Origin of the sequence: Pseudoalteromonas sp. M8, assembly GCF_018141365.1 — a bacterium.
GTDB lineage: Bacteria > Pseudomonadota > Gammaproteobacteria > Enterobacterales > Alteromonadaceae > Pseudoalteromonas.
Genome location: NZ_CP047239.1, coordinates 717,750 through 739,348, shown reverse-complemented (window position 1 = coordinate 739,348; position 21,599 = coordinate 717,750). Strand labels below are relative to the sequence as shown.

The following is a 21,599-nucleotide window of genomic DNA, read 5'->3' as shown; positions in this document are numbered from 1 at the left end:
GACAATAGCGATTTCGTTGTTATTTTTTAATTACAACAAAATTTGATATTACTCATGAATAAAGCAAGATGTAGCCCCGAGTGACCACTCTACAACGGCTTCGGCATGAAGTTTGGTTGTGTCATAAAGAGGGACTTGAGTATGCACTTGTTGAACGAGCAAACCGATTTCTGTGCAACCTAAAATAACCCCTTCAGCCCCTTGTTGATAGAGTGCATCGATGATGTCTAGATAAGTTTGCCTTGAGCTCGCGTTGACTTCACCGCGACATAATTCGTCATAAATTATGTGGTGAACTAAAGCTTGTTGGTCCCCATCAGGTGTTATGACCTCAATGCCGTGAAGATCTTGTAATCGTGCTTTATAAAAGTCTTGCTGCATCGTAAATCTCGTACCTAACAGCGCAATGCGTTTTATGCCGTCATTTTTAAGTCGCTTCGCGGTTGCGTCGGCAATATGCAGTACAGGCAATCCTGACGCTGCGCTAATTTCATCTGAAATTTTATGCATGGTGTTGGTACAGATCACAATGGCATCTGAGCCGGCAAGCTTCAATGAAGTAGCAGCACCTGCCAAAATGGTCGTCATTTTCTGCCAATCACCAGCTGCTTGAAGCTCTGCAATTTCGGCAAAGTCGACGCTATACAAGCAAAGCTTAGCACTGTGTAGTCCGCCAAGCTTTGCTTTAACGGTTTGATTGATAAGCTGGTAGTAGCTTTGTGTTGACTCCCAACTCATACCACCAATTAGCCCAAGTTGTTTCATAGTGATTGCTCGTTATTTGCTGATAATAACGACAATAACGGATCTGGATTGAAACTTGAACCGTCAGCTTAGGGCGAGTTGCCGGTTTTTCTTACTCTTGGGTTTCTTACGCTTTCTTTGCCACCATAAATATAACCCAGTAAAGCCAAGCAATACGGGGGCGAGTCCCATAATGCACCAAATTATTTTACTGGTAAGCCCTGCAAAGTGGCCAAAGTGAAGTTTTCTAAAACTGTCGATTACCCTGTCTACAGTAGACGCCGTTCGAATATCGTAGGCAAAGGTTTGTATACCAGACTGCGCGTCAAAACTAACCGTTGCTGCATAGTTACTAATGAACGGGTTGGCATCGGCGACGCTACCAAAAATGGTAATGTTGGTTTGCTCTGGCTCAAATGGAAATAGCCAGTAGGTTGGTTTAAGTCCGTTAACCGCACGATGGCTTTGGGTCATCATGGCATCAAAATCTAATGAGTGATTAAACATTGCGTGGCTGACAATATGGTGCTCATCTTCTTGGTGTTCAAAAGCCTCGTGGTAATACTCCACTGCATTAAAGTAAACGCCAGTAATACCGAGCGCGAGCAATACTGGCGCACTCCAAATGCCAATTACCTTATGCAGGTCGCTCATCATGACGAGCTGAGGAGCTTGTCGCCTAAAGCTAAAGAATCGCCGCCAAAAGCGCCGATATATCACTAAACCGGAAACACCGAGCAGGGTAAAAAGTATAGCCACAGCTAAACCGATAACGACACCCATGTGTGGAAAGGTTTTACTCACATCATCGAGTAGTAAGGTGTAATGTAGGTGAAGAATAAAATCGGTAAAGTCGCTGTGAATACCCACAGGCTCGCTTAGCATTTTGCCTGCGTACGGATCTAGATACGTTTTAAACCACGTGTCTGTGCCATGCTTTAATAAATAGACTCTATCAGCTTCATAGCCATCATCGAATATTTCCCAGCTACCAATTTCATAATTTGGATGGGTGTCTGCGACATAATTAACGAGCACCTTCATGGGCTGACGTTGGACGTCTTGGTCTTGATAAGTCAATGTCGCTTGCTTTGGAAGTAAGAGGCTATCTATCTCGAATTTAAACACCAACATGCTACCTGTGACTGACATAACGGCGAGCGGCAGTATCGCGATTAATGCCATTGCACTGTGCCATTTAAATAGTGTTTTACGCATTGTTTTCCTTTGAGTTAAAGCTAAATGAGAATGAATAAAGGGATGAATAAACAGGCTGAATTAACAAGGACACCCACCTTAATGAATTAACAAGGACACCCACCTTAATGCTTGCAGGCGCGTTAAGGTGGGTGTCCGTTTAAATCTTTCAGTCTATGTCCTTCCGTAAATTCTCCTAGATGAGTGACTAAAAGCGGTAGTGAAGACCGATATCGGCTTTACGCTCAGCACCCATCCAGCAGTTACTTTCGTCATAGCATGCACCAACGTATCGCTTGTCACTGAGGTTACTAATGCTAAAGGTGAGCCTGGCTTGCTCGCTGAGTTCATAATCAAAGGCGATGTCGAATAAGGTATAGGATGGCACGGTATCTGAGTTGTATTTGCCAACATAACTCTCGCCAACATACCGAGCACCAACACTTACTTTAAGTGCGTCTAGCAGGCTTGGATAATAGTTCAACCAAAGCGATGCGGTGTTATCTGCAACCCACACTAAGCGTTTCCCCACCAAATCTTGATCTAATTCGTTTTTAGTGACTTTCTGGTCCAGATGCGTGGCATTGAACTGCACATCAACTTGTTCGTTAAAGGTGTGAGAAGCCTCAAGCTCAATACCTTTGGACTGGATTTCACCGGCTTGAGTTTTCGTGACAAAGTCTTTGCTGTTAATGATTTCGTTCTGCTTGGTGAGATCGAATAGCGCAAATGTTAGCTGTGTATCGCGAGATTGATATTTAACGCCAAGTTCCCATTGTTCTGCTTCAGTTGGTTTGAAGGCTTGTTGAGTTACGCTATCTTCTCCTGCAACGGGCTCAAATGACTGACTATAGCTTACGTAAGGTCGCCAACCAGAATCCAGCTGATAAAGTGCGGCAATCCTCCCGGTGAGTTGGGTGTCATCAATAGTTGATTCCGTTTGCCACTCGGTGCCAGCGTAGTTTTTATCAGCAGTAACATCACTTGTGAAACTGTCGTATCTAAGACCTGCCAAGAGGGTTAGCGCTGATATTGTCACTTCGTCTTGGACGTAAAACGCACGGTTACTCTGTTCAATATCGTGCGCTTCGGTATAGAAGTTAAGTGGCAAAGCGCCTACATCAAAGGCTGCATAATTGGGCGCTGCTAGATTAATGTTTGGTGTGCCTGTCCCGAGTGTATCCCAATACCCTACGGTTGAGCTTAAGGTTTTGTATTCAAAACCCAAGAGCAAGTGGTGTGATGAATTGCCAACGGTAAAGTGAGTAGACAATTGGTTGTCTAAAACATAGCCATGTTGCGTTTCATCGGTTTTATATGCTGCACGGGCAAGTATGGTATCGCTATCTGCAATTAAGTTTTGGTTGTAGGTATTTTGCTGTAGGCCTTCTGCATCGGTGTAACGCCAGTTGGCAAACAAAGCCCAATTGTCGGACAAATTGTGTTCCAACTTTAGCCCTGCCATTAGCGTTGTTCTATCAAAATTAGACCAATTGATATCGCCTGCAAATGCATCGGCATCTAGATAACCGTAACTTGCACGCGTGAGCGTACCAACGCTATGTAAGGGAGTGGACGGTATAGCTTTGGGATCGTCTTGGTAATAAAGCTGTGCAGTTAAAGCCGTATCATGGCTCGGTTGCCAGCGCAGTGATGGTGCAAATACAGTGCGTTCTTCTTCAGTTGTTTTTTGCTGGCCATCACTTGTTCTTGATAGCGCAATGGCACGATAGCTCAGCTCATCGGTGATCACACCTCCATGATCAACGCCGATTTCTTTGAGCGCTCTGCTACCGACTCTCAGGCGAACCTGTGTTTGCTCAGTGCCATTGGCAAGCTTTGCGATTTGATTCACCATGCCACCTGGCGGGGCTGAGCCGTAAAGTACTGACGCTGGTCCTTTTAGCACCTCAATGGTGTCGGTGGCAAAGGCATCAACTTGAGGATATAAATTCCAAAGGTTATTGGATTGTAGTTCTAGGCCATCGTAATAGTTTCGATAAGATTCAAAACCGCGAATAGTGTATTGGTCAAAAATGGTGACCGTGCTGCGGCTTTCTGGTGTGATACCAGAAACATAGCGTAACGCAGCATTGACCGAGTCAGCTTGGCGTAGTTGCAGGGTATCTTGATCTATATGAGAAATAGAAAAGGGCGCGTTGATTGGTGCTAAAGACGACTTTGTTCCGGTACTTTTATATTGACTGCCCTGAACTTCTATTCTTTCTAACTCATCTTTTTGGTTTTCATTGGCACTTGTGGTTTGAGAAAGCAGTGAGAGGCACACTGCAGCATAGAGCGTGTTAATTTTCATTGTTCTACTACTATGGATAATGAGAGTGATTCTTATTATATATATTTTGCACGGTTCAGTTTTGTCTAAGAGTGCACTCGTTGTGAAATTTGTTTGGGAGAAAGAGAAAATAAATGTTTAAAACGACGGCTGAAGTGCGCCTGATTTTTAAATCCGCTATCAATAGCAATTTGATTTAAGGATGCGGAACTATTGAGTAACTCAAAATAAGCGTGAGTGAGCCTAGTGCGGATCAGATATTCACTGGCACTCAGATCAGATGCGGCAAAGAGTTTGTGAATATAACGTTTTGACCAGCCAGAATGCTCACAAAGCATATCGATACAAAATGCTTCATCACTTGCATGTGTGGAGATGAGCCGTTTTAACTCCGCCAGCGGCGATGTTGGTAATTGAGTCGGCTGGCAAGCACTTAGATGCAGTACAATTTCATCTTCAAGCCATTTTGCCGCTGTTAAATTTAGCGTTGCGGCGGTTAAGGCGCTTTTGAGTAATGTTGTTAGACCAGAGGGAATTGTCAGTGCTTGTCCATGCAAAAGCCGCTTGCCCGTTCGAGATACGAGCCAATTGATTGGAAAGTTAAAGCTAACGGCGTGGTATTGTGTCGGAAGGTGAAACACATGTTTTTGATTTGCTTCAAGATAGATTAACTTCGTTAGATCAGCACGCTGCAAAGACTGCTCAGTCAGCCACCAACCATTTCCTTCAGTGATAAGGATTAAACTACCATAGTTTTCAGGCATCATCGCCGCAGTTTGCGCAGTGCGATGGTAAATAATGCCATCGAGCTTTACTTGCGAGATGCTACTGGAGATGAGTGGTACTTCGTTGTGTAATTCACCGTCAGATACATGGTCATAAAATCCTTGATGTAATAATTGGCTGTAGAGGTCTAGTACAATACTCATTAAAAACAAAAGTGGCGGCTCAAACGAACCACCACTGTACTTGTTTTTTCAATAAACCCCAAACGAAATGAGATTTATTTGTAATAAAGCCAATTAGTAGCTTGCAACAAGCGTTACGCCAGAGAAGCTAGAGTAGCCACGCAATTTGATGTAATAGGTTGCACCTTGACCTGAACTTAAACTACAAGACTCGTTATTACCATTTAAGAACGGACGACAGTCATAGGTTGATGTCGTAGGTGCTGCACCTTTACGAACATACAAGTCTGCATCGCCAGAGCCGCCAGAGCTCGCAACTGTCAAGGTTACATTTGCTGGAACATCAATGGTGTATAGTAACTCTTGGCCAGATGAACCGGCAAGACCACTTACTGGAATGCCATTTTCTAAGCAGTTGCTACTACAGCCACCAGGATCTGATGAGTAAGTGCCAGTGAGCGTTGCATTTGCATACGCAGAGTACCCATTTAGCATCACATACCAATCACCAGCAGTCGGATTAGTGAAATCGCATGATTCATTGTTACCGTTTTTGTAAGGGCGACAAGCGTAACTATTCAGCGTTGGCTGTGTGCCTTGCTGTACATACAGGTCGGCATCACCAGTGCCACCAGCAAGTGAGAAGTTCAGCGCGCTAGCGCCTGCTGGAACAACCAACTTATAGAAAGTTTGCTGACCAGATGCACCAGATGCACTGACGCCTTGGCCGTTAACTAGCTCTGTGATTGGATCTGGGTCCGGATCCGGATCAGTGCCATCAGCTAGTGTATAAAGTAGCTCGTTAGGTGAACCGCTTTGTGGGTTAGAGACTTTACCTTTTGATGAGCGTTGGCTCAGCAAGCTATCAATTTGTGACGGGCTTAGACTTGGGTTTTCATCCAAATATAGCGCAACAGCACCCGCAACGTGTGGAGCGGCCATCGATGTACCGCTGATGGTATTGGTTGATGTATCTGAGTTATACCAAGCTGAGGTGATGCTTGAACCCGGTGCATAAATGTCTAGACAGTTACCATAGTTTGAGAAACTAGAGCGGGCATCGCTGCTTGTGGTTGAACCCACAGTGATTGCATTGGCTGCACGTGCTGGTGAGTAATTACAGGCATTGCTATTGTCATTACCCGCCGCAACAACAAAGCTAACGCCCGAGGCAACTGCGTTATTTACTGCGTCATCAACAGCTTGAGAAACGCCACCACCCAAACTCATGTTAGCAACGGATGGGCCTGATGCATTGTTTTTAACCCAATCGATACCAGAGATAACGCCTGAATATGAACCCGAGCCGTTACAACCCAATACTCTTACGCCAACGATATTGACGTTTTTCGCTACCCCATATTCACCGCCACCAATTGTGCCTGCAACATGGGTACCATGACCGTTACAGTCTGTTGCATCATTGTCATTATCAACAAAGTCATAACCATGTGATGCACGGTTACCAAATTCATTGTGACTAATGCGAACACCCGTATCGATAACATAGGCCGTTACGCCAGTTCCATCAAAATCATAATGGTAGTTTGAGTTTAGCGGTAGATTACGTTGATCGACGCGATCTAGACCCCAAGTTGGATTAGCTTGGTCGCCGCTTGCTGTGATAGCTGGAGTCACTGTAACCACTTGGTCTTGTTCGATATAGTCAATATTTGGGTTATTAAGCAAACCTTTTAGTTGCTTTGCCGATGCATTAATGACCACACCGTTTAGCACGCCACCAAACTCTTTTGTAATGCTTACGTTATGTTTATTCTGTAACGCTTTAGCTTGCTTATTAGCGAAGGCTGCAACCGCTTTACTGTCTTTGACATTTAAAACAGAAGGTGTTGTGAATACCACAATATACTGATCATCGATTGCTTTGTTTGACTCTACGCTAAGTATTTTAGCGGCTTGTGCGTTGACTGAAGTCAAACCCGCTAATACTGCAAAACTAATAGCACTTAATTTACGCATTTTGTTGTTCCTTGCATGTTGTTTTGTTTAATTGTGTTTACCAATCTCAAGGTTATGAACTTATCTAGCTGCTGTAGACGCGTTATTCACCAAAGTTCAACGCTTGATTGCGTTTGTTTTGAGATAATGAGCAACGCCAGCTAAATAAAAATTGCACATAATTTCGACTGGTTACACTAGGATAGAAGTAAAGATTAAAAAATAAACAAAAAATACAAAAAAAATTTACAATGCGTATTTTAATGCATAGATTAGCAGACCAGATAAGCGAGAGGTTTGCTCCTGCTTTTTATATTTTACCAATAAATACATGTGGTTAATTTTTATTTTAGGGAGAGGTAATACTACAAGGAAAGGGGAATAAATAGGCTGTAAAAATTCCAAATGAGTATAGTGTATGTGATTTTTGTTAATTTACCTTTACATTTTGGTTTGGTTTTTGACTTTTGAATTGTTAACAAGGACAAAACCAACTAAGGTGAAAACCATGCTTATTATTAAACCTAGTTGATACAACTTTAGCTTCTCTTTGCTCCTCATTTTCTATGCCGATTTGTTGAATATCGCGGTTATATAGCAACTTTAAAGCCACTAAACCATCCCAAGTTAAGCCCTTTTTGCAGTAACTGCATCACCATTGCTGTGCCTTGTGCTAAATCATCACTTTGCTCGGCCGCGTATTCACAGACAAAACTAAACGGCAGTGCGTTCTTCATGCTTTGTAGACAAGCAAATTCGGCTTCCGTTAACGAGTGATACCCAGTGCGCATATCGCGCTCTCTGGCGAGTATCCAGTAGTTTGGTTTTGTGGATACTTCAGGGACAGGTGTACTGTTCTTTAACGCTTGCCAGCAGTCAACCGCATTATGTGTAAATCCCAATAAGTGAACGCTGGGGTGAAAAGTAAACTGCAAGTTTGGAAATTGTGCTGCTGCAATTTTTTGTAGGTGCACAAGTCCCAATTGAGGCGCATCTTCTGCGTCAAATGCACTGAGTAATGTACGTTCAAATTGTGCGATTTCAGTGAGAATAGGGTAGAGCTTAAATGGCTCAAATTGACTTAAATATTCAGGAAGCGCGTCGCCAAACTGGCGCAATGAGGTCGAACGTGAAGGAAAGTGCTCTAGATAGCCCGAAAACATCTCATCAAACAGGGCATCACCCAAATAAAAGCCAAGCATTTCGTGATCTTGTTCTAACACTTTTTTTAATCTGATGTGGTAAGCGTTAGTGTATATTTGCGCACGTTGCGCGACATTCAGGCCACTTTGATATTCAATTTCAGCCATTAATTGGCTGTTATCGCCTTTTAGCATTGCAATAAAGGCGTGCTGCAGCGCGGCGAGATCAGCCATATGTTCTCCAACTGCTAGGGGCTATTCCTTTGGCCAAGTTCAGCTCTTGTAACAATCCCGCGAGCTCAGGAAAGTTATCATCACGCTCAATCATGGTGTTAATGGGAGATCTGTTTTGAGTATATTGTCGATATAAACTCCATACCTCTTCGCAAATTGGTTGGTCGTGCGTATCAACAATATGGGTCCCAAAATCGCTATGGCCGGCCAAGTGGATTTGCGCGACTGCTTGTGTTGGTATGGCGTTTAGGTAAGTTATTGGATCGAATTGGTGATTGCGCGAGCTTACATATACATTGTTGATGTCGAGCAATAACTGGCATCCGGTACGCTGGTGTAATTCGCTCAAAAACGCCCACTCTGCCAGCTCAGATTGTTTGTAGTTTAAATAACTTGAGACATTTTCGAAGATCATTGGACGCTCAAGGTAATCTTGTACTTGATTGATTCTTGCGGTGAGATGTATCAGCGCTTCTTCAGTGTAAGGAAGTGGCAATAAATCATGGCTATTAAATTCGCCTAAGCTGCTAAAGCAGAGGTGATCTGACACCCATTCGGGTTCAACCCGTGCGATGGTGCGTTTAAGTTGCGCAAGGTAATTCATATCTAGGGGCGAAGTACTGCCTATTGACATCGATACTCCGTGCATCACAATGGGGTAGTGCTCTTTAATCTGCGAGAGGTAATACCAAGGCTTGCCGCCGTCGACAAAGTAATTCTCAGAGATAATCTCAAACCAATCTACTTGTGGCTGAGTGTCGATAATAGCGTCAAAATAACACGTGCGTAGGCCAAGACCAAAGCCCAGAAAGGGTACTGACATAATTGCGCTCTTTTAATGCATAGTGCGTGTTTATCTATTGCAATAATAAGCTTGATAGATAAACACGTGCCGAGGTTAAAGCTTATTAGCTTTCTGCTTTGCCACCAATGTCAGCACAGGCCTTTGCTGGCATGCTGACAAATCCAGTCCCTTTGCAAGAAGCGTGTCCCGCACAAGCATTACTGGCGGTTTTACAATCGTTATGGCCTCCGCAAACGTTGACATCGTGGCAGTGCACAAGGTCGGCCTTTGCGACACTGCCAACCCAAGCGTCTTTTTGATTGCCACCGACATCACTACACGCTTTGCTCGGCATGGCAACAAAGCCAGTGCCTTTGCAAGAAGCTTGTCCTGAGCAGGCATTACTCGCTGTTTTACAATCGTTATGTCCACCACAAACATTGACATCATAACAATGCACTAAATCTGTTTCAGCTGTCGCAGCTTGTACGCTTGTAGAATTGTTCTCTGTGCTATTACAACCGACCAAACCCGCTACCATCATCGCCATTGCAGCGCCCGTTAATGCTTTCATGTTTTTAATCCTCTTTGTTATCTATTAACGTGCTTAGCTTCGGCCTAGGATCGAAACGCAGTCACGTTATAAAAGACCTAGTAACCGCAAGATCCATTTCAGTGTAGAAGAAAAAATGGGGGATAAAGTTAAATCTTACGAAAATAGGAAGGCGTTAATCCCGTCCATCGCTTAAATGCACGGCGAAAATTAGTGATGTCGCTAAATTGTAAAGCGGTTGCAATTTGTTCATTGGAATAGCCTTGCTCGGTCACGTAAAACATGGCTTGTTGACGATGCAGTCTGTCTTTTTCGTTAATAAAAGTAGTCTGATGTAGCTTGAGTTTGCGTTTAAAAGTTGCAGCGCTCATGCCCATTATTTCGGCGATTTGCTCACTATGATATTTAGGATATTTTAACTGTAAGCGGTGCAGCTGGGCGAGAAATCCACGCTGTGGTGAGGGCAAGGCTTTTAACTGCCGAGCCACTAAATAAGGAAAAGTGCCAATTTGTTGCTGAGCTAAAGCTTGGTTACTCATTACTACGGCAAAATCACTGTGATCAAAGCTGTAATCTAGGTGTATATGGCTCAGGTATTGCGCGACTTGTTTTGGCTTTGTATACGGAAACTGCAATGTTAATGTGGTTTCTGGGCTGCGCCACTTAAGGTAGCCACAACAAAGGCTTGCCATTGTTTCACATAAAAATCGCGTGACCGCAGGCTTACCTTCTGCAATGGCGGGTGAGAACAGTAAATGGCAGCTTGTTTCTGTCTGGAGTTTTCTAACGTGGTAAAAAGGCAGTATATCCAAACCTTTAAGCAGAAGTACTTTGAGTAATTGCTGTATATTGTGGCAATTAAATAGCAGCTCGGCATGGTGACTGATTAGGGTATTAAGTAGGTATTGGCCGTAAATAAAACTGACTTCCTGACAGCTCGTCTGACTGACAAGGTTGCTTACTATTGTTTCAAACTGCTCATAACTAATGAAGGTTGGGTTAGCGTGCAGATCGGTATAAAACAACTTACTGCCTTTCAAAATGACGTCTGCATGTACACCGCGCTGGGAAGCCAACTCCACCAAGGGGAGTGCAAAATAGCGACTCGCAAGTTGTTTTGTTTGGCACTCAAAATAGGACATTAAGCCGCAGCTACCTTGGTCTGATTCAGCTCGTTCACAAGCGCTGCTATCAAAGGTTCAAATTCACAGTGTTTGTCATCAACTTCGATACAGCTCCATCTCACAGCACTATATTGCGGCTGGTTTTCACCGTCATCATAGTTGGCATGGCGGGCGATAAATTCGGCCGCACGGTTAGCAAAAGCTTGGGCTTGAATATGGTTGGTTTGCGGGTGAACGACCACAAATTTATCTGCTGCAAAACGACATAGCAGATCACTCTCTCGCATGCTCAAAGAGAGCATATCGGCAATATCGCGTAGTAACTGATTACTTTTTTGCATACCATGTTGGCGAGAATAAGCAGCAAAATCACATATATCGAATAGTGTTAAGCAAAATGGGCTATTGCCATTGGCAAGGCGGGATTGTTCGTGGCGAACTTGATTTTGCATATACTCTACGCTGTAGAGGCCGGTGACAAAGTCGGTCATGCTGTGGTCACGATAAAAACGCTCTTTTTTCATTAGGGTTTGATTGAATATGCTTTGTTCTTTGTACCAGTAATAGGCTGAAATACTCATCAGCACCATGCCAAAGCAAGCAGGGATCGCTTCAAAACTGGTTAAATAATGGGGCGTGAACACCACCATCTCATCCAAAAAATCCCACAGCATAGAAACATACATGGCACTCAACCCTGCAAACAGTAGGTTAGTGACGAGCCCTTTTGGTCGAGTGAGCAAGGTCACCGCAATCCAAATCAGTGTCATCAGCGTGAGGCCACCTTCACCAAGGCTATCGAGCCAATTGACGTCCGACAGTGGTCGCAGTACTGAGGTATAGGCCGTGATGGTAATGGCAACCAGTGTGAGTAGCACTAGTAGCAACCACCGCGATTGATGAAGTAAAAAAGGCTGAAGTTTCATGTTTGTTGTCTAGTCAAAATGTAGAGCGATATAGTAAAAATTTGCGCTGGGTGCTGATAGGGTCAATTTAGCTCAGTAAAGGCGATGTTTTTATGACAAAAACCGCAACATTTTTGCATAGCAGCAGCTAGCAAACCGATTGTTATTCAGAGTTCAGGTTAAATATCGTTGCCAAAATCCTAAGGGCTGGGGGTCATATCGGCTCAAATTCACGAGTTCGGCCGGCATAAACGCCCTGTTATAGGCTGCAGCGCACTCAAGTGAAATAAAAGCGTCACGTTTTCGCACTAGGGTAGCCGCGATGTTTTAGCGGGGCGCTAAAATTCTACTCAACCTGTGCGAGCAAATAATGAAAAAAAATCTACCGACAAGCTTTACGCTTTCTGCCGTTGCGATGATCTGTGCTGGACTGACGTTAAGCTCAGCTGCAAATGCTAACACCCTAACAGGGCAAGTTAGTTCCGTATCGCAAAAGAGCCACTTTCAAGGAGCAAAAGTGGTGATCAAAGAATTAGATAGAACCCTTATCTCTGAGCGCGATGGCCGCTTTACGGCAACTAATCTCCCCGCGGGTAATTATACGCTTGAGATAAGTTATCTTGGCGCTGAAACAGTGACTAAAAGCATCACAATTATTGATAACCAAGTCACCGATGTTCAAGTACAGCTTGGTTCTCAATCGGGCCAAATGGACGATATTATTGTTGTTGGGCAAAGAGCCGGACAAGCTGGAGCACTAAACCGACAAAAAAATGCTCTATCACTTAAGTCGATCGTCAGCGCGGATTCCATCGGTCAGTTGCCGGATCAAAACGCAGCAGAAGCACTACAACGTTTGCCTGGACTTTCTATTCAACGAGATCAAGGTGAAGGCCGTTTTGTGGCAATTCGTGGGATCGACCCAAATCTCAACAACGTGACCATCAATGGAGCCAACGTGCCTTCTCCTGAAGCGGGCGTGCGCTCTGTGGCGATGGATGTCATCCCAAGTGAACTGGTGCAAAGCCTAGAGGTGAGCAAAACGGTCACACCGGATATGGACGCATCAGCAGTGGGCGGTAGCATCGAAGTAAAAAGCCTCAGTGCTTTTGACCGAGAAGGGCAGAGCTACAGCGTGACGTTACAAGCGTCACACAATGAACAGGTGAGCGAGACCAGCCCAAAAGCGTCGTTTAGCTTCACCGATATTTATGCCGCAGGCAAAGAGGTGGAAGTTGGGGTTGCAACGGCGGTATCTTGGTTTGAGCGTGAGTTTGGTTCTCATAATATGGAAACCGATGGCGGCTGGATGGAACTAGAAATGGACGATGTGAACTCAGGAGAAGAAGTGAGCTTCTTTGGTGCTGAGGAAATGGAGCAGCGCCACTATCGTATTACGCGAGAGCGTTTAGGGGCGGCACTGAATCTTGATGTCCATCACAAAGGGTTTAACAAATACTACTTACGCACGCTCTACAGCAAGTTTTCTGACGATGAATTTCGTCAACGCAATGAGTACAAGTTTGACAAAGGCGATGTATTTGCCGATGAGCTAAGCCAAAATGCGGCCTATTTCTCAGGTGCAGAAATGGATAGAGATACCAAAGACAGATATGAAGAGCAAAGCATTTTATCTGTGGTTTTGGGCGGCGAAAACTTAGTGCAGGATTGGTTTATTGAATACAGCATTGGCTACTCGAAATCAGATGAAAGCGAGCCAAATCGATTGGATACCTCATTTGCTGGAGAAGATTTTGCGCTAGGGTATGTACTGGATGGTAAGACACCCACGCTTGCAGCGGATGAAGCTTCCCAGCAGCTTAGCAATTTTGAAATCGATGAAATTGTCTGGGAGAACAACCTAAGTGAAGATGAAAATACCAGCTTTAGACTGGACTTAACTAAAGACTTCACTTTACTTGGTCACAATGCGCAAATTAAATTTGGTGGTAAATATGCCGACCGTGAAAAGTTTAACCGCGTTGATGCCAAGCTATATGACGGCGGCTTTGATGACCTAACGGCGAAAGACTTTGCCGCCAATGAACCTGAGTATGAGCTTGGGGCCTTTGGTCCGGGTTTAAATCGCGGCCAGATCCGCGACTACTTCTACAGTAATCGCAGTGCCCTTGAGCTAAACCAGCTTGAAACTGACATTGAAACACAAGGTCGCTCATACACCAGTGAAGAAACTGTCACCGCGCTCTACGCCATGCTGACGGTCGACATTGATAAACTCAATGTTATTGCAGGCTTTAGATACGAAGACACAGATTATGCAACGAGTGGTAATCGTGTTGAACTCATTAATGATGAAGTGAATGACGTTGAGCGCGTCGAGATCAACCAATGGCAAGTTGAAGATAGCTACGACCATTTATTACCAAATTTAACATTACGCTATGAAATCAGCGATAAGCTGATCACCCGTTTTGCCTATACACAAACTCTTGCGCGTCCAAGCTTTGAAGATGCAGCAGCATTTCAAATCATAGAAACAGAGACCACAGAAGATGATGGCGAAATTGAAATTGAGCGTAAAGCCGAAGTCGGAAACCCAGACTTAGACCCATACAAGTCAACAAACTATGACTTCTCGGTAGAATATTACCCCGGTGCGATTGGCGTGTTATCTGCGGGCGTTTTTCACAAAAACATCGATAATTTTATTGCCAAAGCCGAGGTGCAAGATAACGGTCAGTGGCAAGGCTATAAAGAAGTTATTCAAAGTGTTAATGGCGGCGCCGCTGAACTAACAGGGGTAGAACTTGCGTACACGAAGAACTTTAAAAATGGTTTGATGCTCTCAGCTAATGGTACATTTATTGATGCTGATGACAATCTACCAAACCAATCCGACACCGTGGGCAACCTAATGTTTGGTTATGAAAATAGCCAAATAAGCGCAAGGTTGAGTGCGTCGTACAAGAGCAAAAGCTTTTTGTTTGAAGAGAACAAGCAGCGCGTTTTCCAAGACGACCATCTGCAACTCGATTTAAGCATGAAGTACTTTTATACCGAGCAAACTCAGCTTTATTTCAACGCGATCAATTTAACCGACGAGCCGATGAGCATTTATCAAGGCGACACTCGTTACAACTACCAATACGAAACCTATGGGCGTTCATTTGAGCTTGGAGTAACGGTAACGTCTTTCTAAGAGAGAAGTAGAGGTGGGTGTCCTTGTAAAAGCAAAAGGATTATTAAAAGGACAGCCACCGTATCGATCTAGGGTCTTAGGTATAGGATGTATTAAAAGGATATTAAAAGGACACCCACCTTATTTATATGCAGGAGGATGCAGTGGTAACACTGTGTCGGTAACAATGAAAATAACATCAATAGCATTACTATTCGCGCTTAGTAGCACAGCGCAAGCCGCAGAAAATATTAACTTTCTGGCCTTTGGAGATGGTGGCTATCACCCAGATTATCCAAAAACGAAGCACATTAAATCGCCTAAAAATAAGGCCGAGTTTATTGCTGCTGAAAAGGCGGATTGGTTAGAAGAGCATCGCCCGCTCGAAGAGTTTAATCATGCGCCTATCTATGTTTATCCGGGAACCGAAACCGCAACGGAGGAAACCGGTGCGTTGGTGGTTGGACAGGCAATGGCCTCTTTGTGTGAGAAAAAGCCATGCGACTTTGCTATTCAGCTTGGTGATAATATCTATCCTGATGGAGCGGCGGCTAACGATGGCAAGGACGACCAAAAGCGTATGGATGACTTGATTTTAGGGCCGCTAAAGCCGCTCCTTATTCAAAACCCAGAGTTGGTCGTGTACTCAGCATTAGGCAACCACGATTGGAAGACGTCTCGTCGCGGCGTGAAATTACAGACCGAGTGGATGGCTAAGCAAGCTAATTTTCACATGGATGGCAAAGGTTATTACAGCTACACCTTTGGTGAGACAGGCAATAATGTCGAGTTTTTTGTACTTGATACCAATATGTTGCTCTCTGGCCAGCATTATTACGAAATTCCACTAAAACCGGACGGTAGTGAACAGGGACTGGCGAGTGCACTGGCAAGCGGACAAGCTGAAGTGGAAGACATTGAGAAGCACGAGCAACCTGTCAATGGGGAAGATCACAGGCAATTGGCTTGGCTTGCAAATGGGCTTAAAAACTCAACCGCAAAATGGAAAATTGTATATGGACACCATGTACTTTGGTCGATTGGTGGCACCAAGTACGATGAAGCTCATGTGCTACGCCGCTTAATCTTACCCGAACTATGTGAGTACGCAGATGCATATATTGCAGGCCATGAGCATGATTTGGAGCTGTTAACGGACGACTGCTCGCGTGTACTTCCCGGAAACACAAAGCCTAAGTTACCACTTATTATCAGCGGCGCCGCATCAAAAATGCGCGGCACGCATACACCGCTTGCTAACTATCAAGAAAAGCGTTACCCAGAGTACGACCTAGTCTGGAATAAAGCTTTTACTTGGGGCTTTGCGTATATCGAATTAGACAACCAAAAAGACATGTTAAATGTGTCGTTTTACTCAACGCCAAACGATTTAAGCGGTCAGCTGGTGCCAGAGCAAAGCTTTAGCTTCGCTCACCGCAGTAAGTAACGGATCAGCAGGCGATAAACATGCGGTTTTAAGCATTTAAAAAGGGTGAAATACAGATTAAATGTAATGCTGTGTAATTGATAACTTCCGTTTTGATGAACTAGATTTAACAGGAGTTTTACATCTTAAGGAAAGCATCATGCTACCGTCATCAATTACACGCACTAAACTTCAACTACTTGGAATATCATTATTGCTTGCTACAAGTACATTGGCTGCGCCAAGTGCGCTTGCTTACTCGAATGATACTTCTTGTAAACCGAATAACGATTGGTTTGGCAGCCCTGTGCCAAATCCTCCTGAAGGTGCAAATAGTCCGTTTGCATTTAAAGATGGTAAAGATCTTTCGACAAACTGCGATTTTCATCAGTGGTCGTGGAATAAGTTTCTCTATTTAACGCAGCCTGACAAGCGTGCTCCTGGTGGCTTGTTGATGTTTGGTTCTGGGTTTTGGCAGGTTGATAATGCGCTAAAACCTTATTTTGCCCCTTGGAATGATTTATTAAATCCAACCGGACTTCGTCCCGCAAATGTGTTGATCCTTGAAGATATAAATCAAGCTGGATCAGATGGTGTTATTTACAGCAAGTTTGGTGGGACGCCCGTACATTATTCGATCCACGTTAACGATACTTATATGAAGTCAGCAACCTCCCACCCTAAAGCAGATAGCAAAGCTGAATTTGCTGTGGGGTCGGTTGAGTTAAAGGTTGCTTGGATGGATGTCAAAGCGCTGCAGCAAGTCTATCCAAAGCTTGATTTAGCTGAGCATTTTTATATTCGTAAAGCGGTTTACCAAAAAGACAATAAATATAGCGGTACGGGAGAAGTGGCGCTCGTTGGCATGCATGTTGTCGGTGTGGTTGAAAATCACCCAGAGTTTATTTGGGCGACGTTCGAGCATAAATTGAGTGCACCAGATTACTACAGCTCTGAGGGAAAGTTTAAGAAAAGCACGGCTTACTTACAGCAAGATAAAGTAGTGAGTAACAGTCATGATCTGCTATTTTATCGGGGCGGAACAGAAGTGCAAAATGCACATTTAACGTATCCAGCTTCTGAAACTACGACCAACACGTTTCGGTTATATCAATACGGCGTGCCAAACGGCAATCCATATATAGCTGGTAATAACCCTGAGCTGGTGGGGAGTCAGACACAACAAGCTCAAGATGAAACTAACTTCAATAATATTACTGAACTAAATAGCTTAGTGAATGTAAAACTGGAACAAAAGAATCCCGTTTGGAGTAACTACTTTTACTCCGGATCAATCTGGCTGAGCACGCAAGATTACGATTTTGCAAATGGCATTAGTGGCAATATCGTGGGTAAGGGAGCCAACGAGGCGTTACGCGGCTCATTGGCGGTTGCCAATATTACTATGGAAACTTATACCCAAACTTCCATCGATAGTGATGTAACAGGCAGTGAGCCACAAATTAAGTCGTCTAACTGCTTTAGTTGCCATGGTATAAGTGCAGGTAAATCAACGATGCAAGTAAGCCATATTTACAACAACTATTTAAAGTTAATGCAAAAGAGTCAGTAAATCAGGGTTCCTGAATGCGCACAGGCTCAAAATAATAAGCCACCGATTTTAGCGGTGGCTTATTACTTCAAGGAGTTTAATCAATTTGCTTTGTGGGTTGCTTTATCTTTTGCATTAGAAAGAACAAAAGTCCTATAAAAACGATATTGATGAACGCCATGATAAGGGCTACTTGATCCTCTGAGTGCCCGCGAAAGTCAGACAGCAAATCAGCAAAGATAAACAGGCTATAAAACGTACCTGCTACATTTAAGCCCCATCCTACAAAACGGGATGTCTTTACAAGCTGAGTGTAATCGCTAAGCTTTGCCATAATAAAGTGATACCCATACATCACACCAACGGCTGCCATCATTAAGCCGACTGCTGCATTGTCGCCTCGTTTATTTAAATAATATGCATCGAAACATAAAGCACCAACTGCAAAGATGCCTATCAAAATAACAATGGCTTTAATCAAAAATTCAGCGACTGGGTTGGGCTCTCGCTTTGTTGAAACTTGAGATCTTGTCATCGTAACTTGCTGACCATTCCGTATTACTTGTTGCGGCTGTTGTTGATAAGCTTGACCATATTTGGGTTGTTGATTTTGCACACTCACATCACTGATTGCACGAGTGGGCGTTCCTTCATCTAGAATATGCTCAACGCATTTCTTAATTAACTTTTTTATTGTCACAAAAACTCCTTGTTATAGAGATTAATTCGAGTATTACCAAAACTCTTTATCTAGTGGGCGGTTATTTTTTAGGTCATAAAAGGGGGCTTGTTTTACTAAATCTTCGCCTAATATTTGAATATGGTCTTGGTGGTCAAGATAGGGGCTTTCTATCGTTTCTTGCCAACCTTTATAAAACGAACTTGGTATGGGCTGAGTGGTATCCATAAAACGGTGGATTTCACTCCACAACTGCACGCTGCTGTCCATATCCTTTGGCTCCCAATCGGTTGAATAAAGTGTCTGGCGCTTAAGTGTTTTTGGGTATCGCAGTGGGGCTAAAAACGCCAAGTTATGCCTCACACCTTTACCCGAGGAGACCTTTACAATATACAGTTCAACTTCACCAAGTGTTAACGAGAAGCTCCCTTCATTATTGCCAATGGGAAATGTGACGAGGCCGGTATTTCGGAAGAAGTCGACCCGTAGCACTTCAGAAGTATAGTGTTTAATTCTGTGAACTCTATAAAAAACGAAGCTTGCAAACGCCACTAACCCAATCATAAGGTAAAGAATATGAGGCTCAGACTCTTTCAAGTATACGGGGAGGCAAACAAGCGCAAATATTGAGGCCATATAAGCAAAAACGACATTCGCAAGTTTCCCTGCTCGCGCAAAGTCAGCTCCGCCTAATGCGATACGTTGGTTCGATGAGAGCACGTTATTCTCTTGCAAGACAAAGTCTGCTTTACTATTTTCAGCCACCTTTTGCATGCCTTTACTAATGTTAAAGTCTCGTGGTATCGAGTCTTCTATTTTTAGCAGCGGTGTTTCTTCTATTGGCCGATCATGCACTACCTTATCTACGGGTGTCGAAGGAGTTAACATTTGCGTCTCCTTTTTGCCCTCGGTTTCCATAACCTTACTTACAATTTTTTGAAGACCTAAAGCGAGCAAGGCCACCACTTTTTTCCAACTGCGGTTATGGGTAGGGCTGACTTCCTTGTGGTGTGTTTTCATTGCTTTATTGCTACCAAAACACTTTATCTAACGGACGGTTATTTTTTAGGTCATAAAAGGGGGCTTGTTTTATTAAATCTTCACCTAATATTTGAATATGGTCTTGGTGGTCAAGATAGGGGCTCTCTATCGTTTCTTGCCAACCCTTATAAAACGAACTTGGTATGGGCTGAGTGGTATCCATAAAACGGTGGATTTCACTCCACAGCTGCACGCTGCCGTCCATATCCTTTGGCTCCCAATCGGTTGAATAAAGTGTCTGGCGCTTAAGTGTTTTTGGGTATCGCAGTGGGGCTAAAAACGCCAAGTTATGCCTCACACCTTTACCCGAGGAGACCTTTACAATATACAGTTCAACTTCACCAAGTGTTAACGAGAAGCTCCCTTCGTTATTGCCAATGGGAAATGTGACGAGGCCGGTATTTCGGAAGAAGTCTACCCGTAGTATTTCAGATGTATGGTGTTTAACACGGTAAACATAGACAAACAGGGGCAAAGCAAATGCTAGTAGTCCCGTGGTGAGCCATAAATACAAACTATCACCACTACCGAAATAAAAAATAATTGAAAGTAGCGCGATGATGGATGCCATATAGGCAAATACAATGTTTGCTAATTTACCAGTTCGTGAAAAATCGGCACCACCAAGCGCTACTCGCCTATTCGAAGAAAAGAGGTTATTTTGTTGGACTGGTTGAGTACGAGTAGATACCGCAGGACTCACTTTCAGCATCCCTTTACTAATGTTAAAGTCTCGTGGTGTCGAGTCCTCTATTTTTAGCAGCGGTGTTTCTTCTATTGGCCGATCATGCACTACCTTATCTACGGGTGCCGAAGGAGTTGACGTTTGCGTCTCCTTTTTACCCTCAGTTTCCATCACCATTTTTACTATTTTTTGCAGACCTAAAGCGAGCAAGGCCACCACTTTTTTCCAACTGCGGTTATGGGTAGGGCTGACTTCCTTGTGGTGTGCTTTCATTGTTTTATTGCTACCAAAACACTTTATCTAGTAGACGGTTATTTTTTAGGTCATAAAAAGGCGCTTGTTTTACTAAATCTTCGCCTAATATGATTATTTTATCTTGCTCCGTAAAGTCACTGCTTTCGATTACCTCTTGCCAGCCTTTGTAAAAGGATGCAGGTATAGGTTGTGTGTTATCCATAAAACGATGGATTTCACTCCACAGCTCCATGCTATCTTCTAAGTCTCTTGGCTCCCAGTCGACAGGGTATATAGGTTGATGGCGAAGGCGTTTGGGGTAGCGCTTTGGTACCAAATAGGCCATGTTAAACTGCACCCCTCTACCTGCAGAAACTTTACCGATGTACAAATCAACATCATCTAACGCTAACGAAAAGGTACTAACATTGTTACCAATGGGAAAGGTAACAAGGCCACTATGGCGAAAGAAATCAACACGGAGTACTTCAGCTGAAGTGCGTTTTACAAAGCCAACATGGATAAAAATAGGTATGGCGACCGTAAGCAAAACGGCTATCTTCCAAACAAAAAATTGATCGTGTGTAGCCAAATAAAAACACGCCGCAATCATTGCCCCTGCTAAAGCAATATACGCAAAAGCTGCATTTGAAAGCTTATCGATACGATCAAGGTCAACACTCATCAATTTTATATCTCTGCTGGAGGCCATTAGGTTATTTTGCGAAAGCAAGAATCGACTGTTTAGCTGAACTGGTACTCGCTTAAACCCCCCTTTTACTTTTTTACGTCTTGGTACTGAGTCTGCTATTGGTAGTAGTGGAGTTTCTTCCACCGGCCGACCAAAATCAAAGGGTGGTAAATTGTCTTCTGTATGCTCTTTTAGCTCTTTAGGTGCTTTGGGAGCTACCTCGGTTTCCATTACCTTACTTACTATTTTTCTGAGTAAAGTAGCAGATAGGGCTGTAAACGTTTTTAGATTTAATTTTTCTCTCATTAT

17 protein-coding genes are annotated in these 21,599 nt (G+C 43.7%); 3 read left to right on the top strand and 14 right to left on the bottom strand.

Annotation, left to right across the window (positions count from 1 at the left end):
• Positions 1–48: 48 nt before the first annotated feature.
• From GSF13_RS02920 to GSF13_RS02875, 10 genes are all read right to left on the bottom strand, one after another.
• Positions 49–765 (bottom strand): aspartate/glutamate racemase family protein, encoded by a 717-nt coding sequence (locus tag GSF13_RS02920; protein ID WP_174169483.1) that lies wholly within the window; start codon positions 763–765, stop codon positions 49–51.
• A 63-nt stretch (positions 766–828) separates the two neighbouring features.
• Positions 829–1,962, bottom strand: a complete 1,134-nt coding sequence (locus tag GSF13_RS02915; RefSeq protein WP_211865083.1) for a PepSY-associated TM helix domain-containing protein — start codon at positions 1,960–1,962, stop codon at positions 829–831.
• A gap of 187 nt (positions 1,963–2,149) precedes the next feature.
• On the bottom strand, positions 2,150–4,255 hold the full coding sequence (locus GSF13_RS02910) for a TonB-dependent siderophore receptor (protein WP_206473144.1): 2,106 nt from the start codon (positions 4,253–4,255) through the stop codon (positions 2,150–2,152).
• Positions 4,256–4,320: 65 nt separating this feature from the next.
• The gene (locus GSF13_RS02905; protein ID WP_211865082.1) at positions 4,321–5,163 is read right to left on the bottom strand and encodes a response regulator transcription factor; all 843 of its coding nucleotides are present in this window, start codon (positions 5,161–5,163) and stop codon (positions 4,321–4,323) included.
• 93 nt (positions 5,164–5,256) lie between these two features.
• A complete protein-coding gene (locus tag GSF13_RS02900) occupies positions 5,257–7,122 on the bottom strand; it encodes a S8 family serine peptidase (protein ID WP_211865081.1) in 1,866 nt (621 codons plus the stop codon).
• A gap of 569 nt (positions 7,123–7,691) precedes the next feature.
• Positions 7,692–8,477, bottom strand: a complete 786-nt coding sequence (locus GSF13_RS02895) for a DNA-binding domain-containing protein (protein WP_211865080.1) — start codon at positions 8,475–8,477, stop codon at positions 7,692–7,694.
• Entirely contained in the window at positions 8,470–9,300 is an 831-nt protein-coding gene (locus GSF13_RS02890; RefSeq protein ID WP_211865079.1) for a DUF692 domain-containing protein, read from the bottom strand. The genes GSF13_RS02895 and GSF13_RS02890 overlap by 8 nt, the downstream gene beginning before the upstream one ends.
• 85 nt (positions 9,301–9,385) lie before the next feature.
• Positions 9,386–9,835, bottom strand: a complete 450-nt coding sequence (locus GSF13_RS02885; RefSeq protein WP_039496601.1) for a hypothetical protein — start codon at positions 9,833–9,835, stop codon at positions 9,386–9,388.
• Between the two features lie 128 nt (positions 9,836–9,963).
• Positions 9,964–10,956, bottom strand: a complete 993-nt coding sequence (locus GSF13_RS02880) for a helix-turn-helix domain-containing protein (RefSeq protein WP_211865077.1) — start codon at positions 10,954–10,956, stop codon at positions 9,964–9,966.
• Positions 10,956–11,864, bottom strand: coding sequence for a diguanylate cyclase (locus tag GSF13_RS02875; protein ID WP_211865075.1), 909 nt, complete (start codon positions 11,862–11,864; stop codon positions 10,956–10,958). Before GSF13_RS02875 ends, GSF13_RS02880 begins: the two co-directional genes overlap by 1 nt.
• Before the next feature lie 349 nt (positions 11,865–12,213).
• Between GSF13_RS02875 and GSF13_RS02870 the strand changes: the two genes are divergently transcribed.
• The 3 genes from GSF13_RS02870 (at position 12,214) to GSF13_RS02860 (ending at position 17,981) form a co-directional block, all read left to right on the top strand.
• Positions 12,214–15,003 carry a TonB-dependent receptor gene (locus GSF13_RS02870; RefSeq protein WP_211865064.1) on the top strand — a complete coding sequence of 930 codons (2,790 nt, stop codon included), beginning with the start codon at positions 12,214–12,216 and terminating at the stop codon, positions 15,001–15,003.
• A gap of 166 nt (positions 15,004–15,169) precedes the next feature.
• A complete protein-coding gene (locus tag GSF13_RS02865) occupies positions 15,170–16,429 on the top strand; it encodes a metallophosphoesterase (RefSeq protein WP_211865062.1) in 1,260 nt (419 codons plus the stop codon).
• 139 nt (positions 16,430–16,568) lie between these two features.
• On the top strand, positions 16,569–17,981 hold the full coding sequence (locus tag GSF13_RS02860) for a hypothetical protein (protein WP_211865060.1): 1,413 nt from the start codon (positions 16,569–16,571) through the stop codon (positions 17,979–17,981).
• Positions 17,982–18,057: 76 nt separating this feature from the next.
• Here GSF13_RS02860 and GSF13_RS02855 read toward each other — a convergent pair whose 3' ends face one another.
• From GSF13_RS02855 to GSF13_RS02840, 4 genes are read right to left on the bottom strand one after another with little or no spacing between them, the layout of a single operon-like run.
• Positions 18,058–18,660 carry a hypothetical protein gene (locus tag GSF13_RS02855; RefSeq protein WP_069020326.1) on the bottom strand — a complete coding sequence of 201 codons (603 nt, stop codon included), beginning with the start codon at positions 18,658–18,660 and terminating at the stop codon, positions 18,058–18,060.
• Between the two features lie 33 nt (positions 18,661–18,693).
• On the bottom strand, positions 18,694–19,659 hold the full coding sequence (locus GSF13_RS02850) for a hypothetical protein (protein ID WP_211865058.1): 966 nt from the start codon (positions 19,657–19,659) through the stop codon (positions 18,694–18,696).
• A 10-nt stretch (positions 19,660–19,669) separates the two neighbouring features.
• Entirely contained in the window at positions 19,670–20,638 is a 969-nt protein-coding gene (locus GSF13_RS02845; protein ID WP_211865056.1) for a hypothetical protein, read from the bottom strand.
• Positions 20,639–20,648: 10 nt separating this feature from the next.
• Entirely contained in the window at positions 20,649–21,596 is a 948-nt protein-coding gene (locus GSF13_RS02840; RefSeq protein ID WP_211865055.1) for a hypothetical protein, read from the bottom strand.
• Positions 21,597–21,599 lie beyond the last annotated feature (3 nt).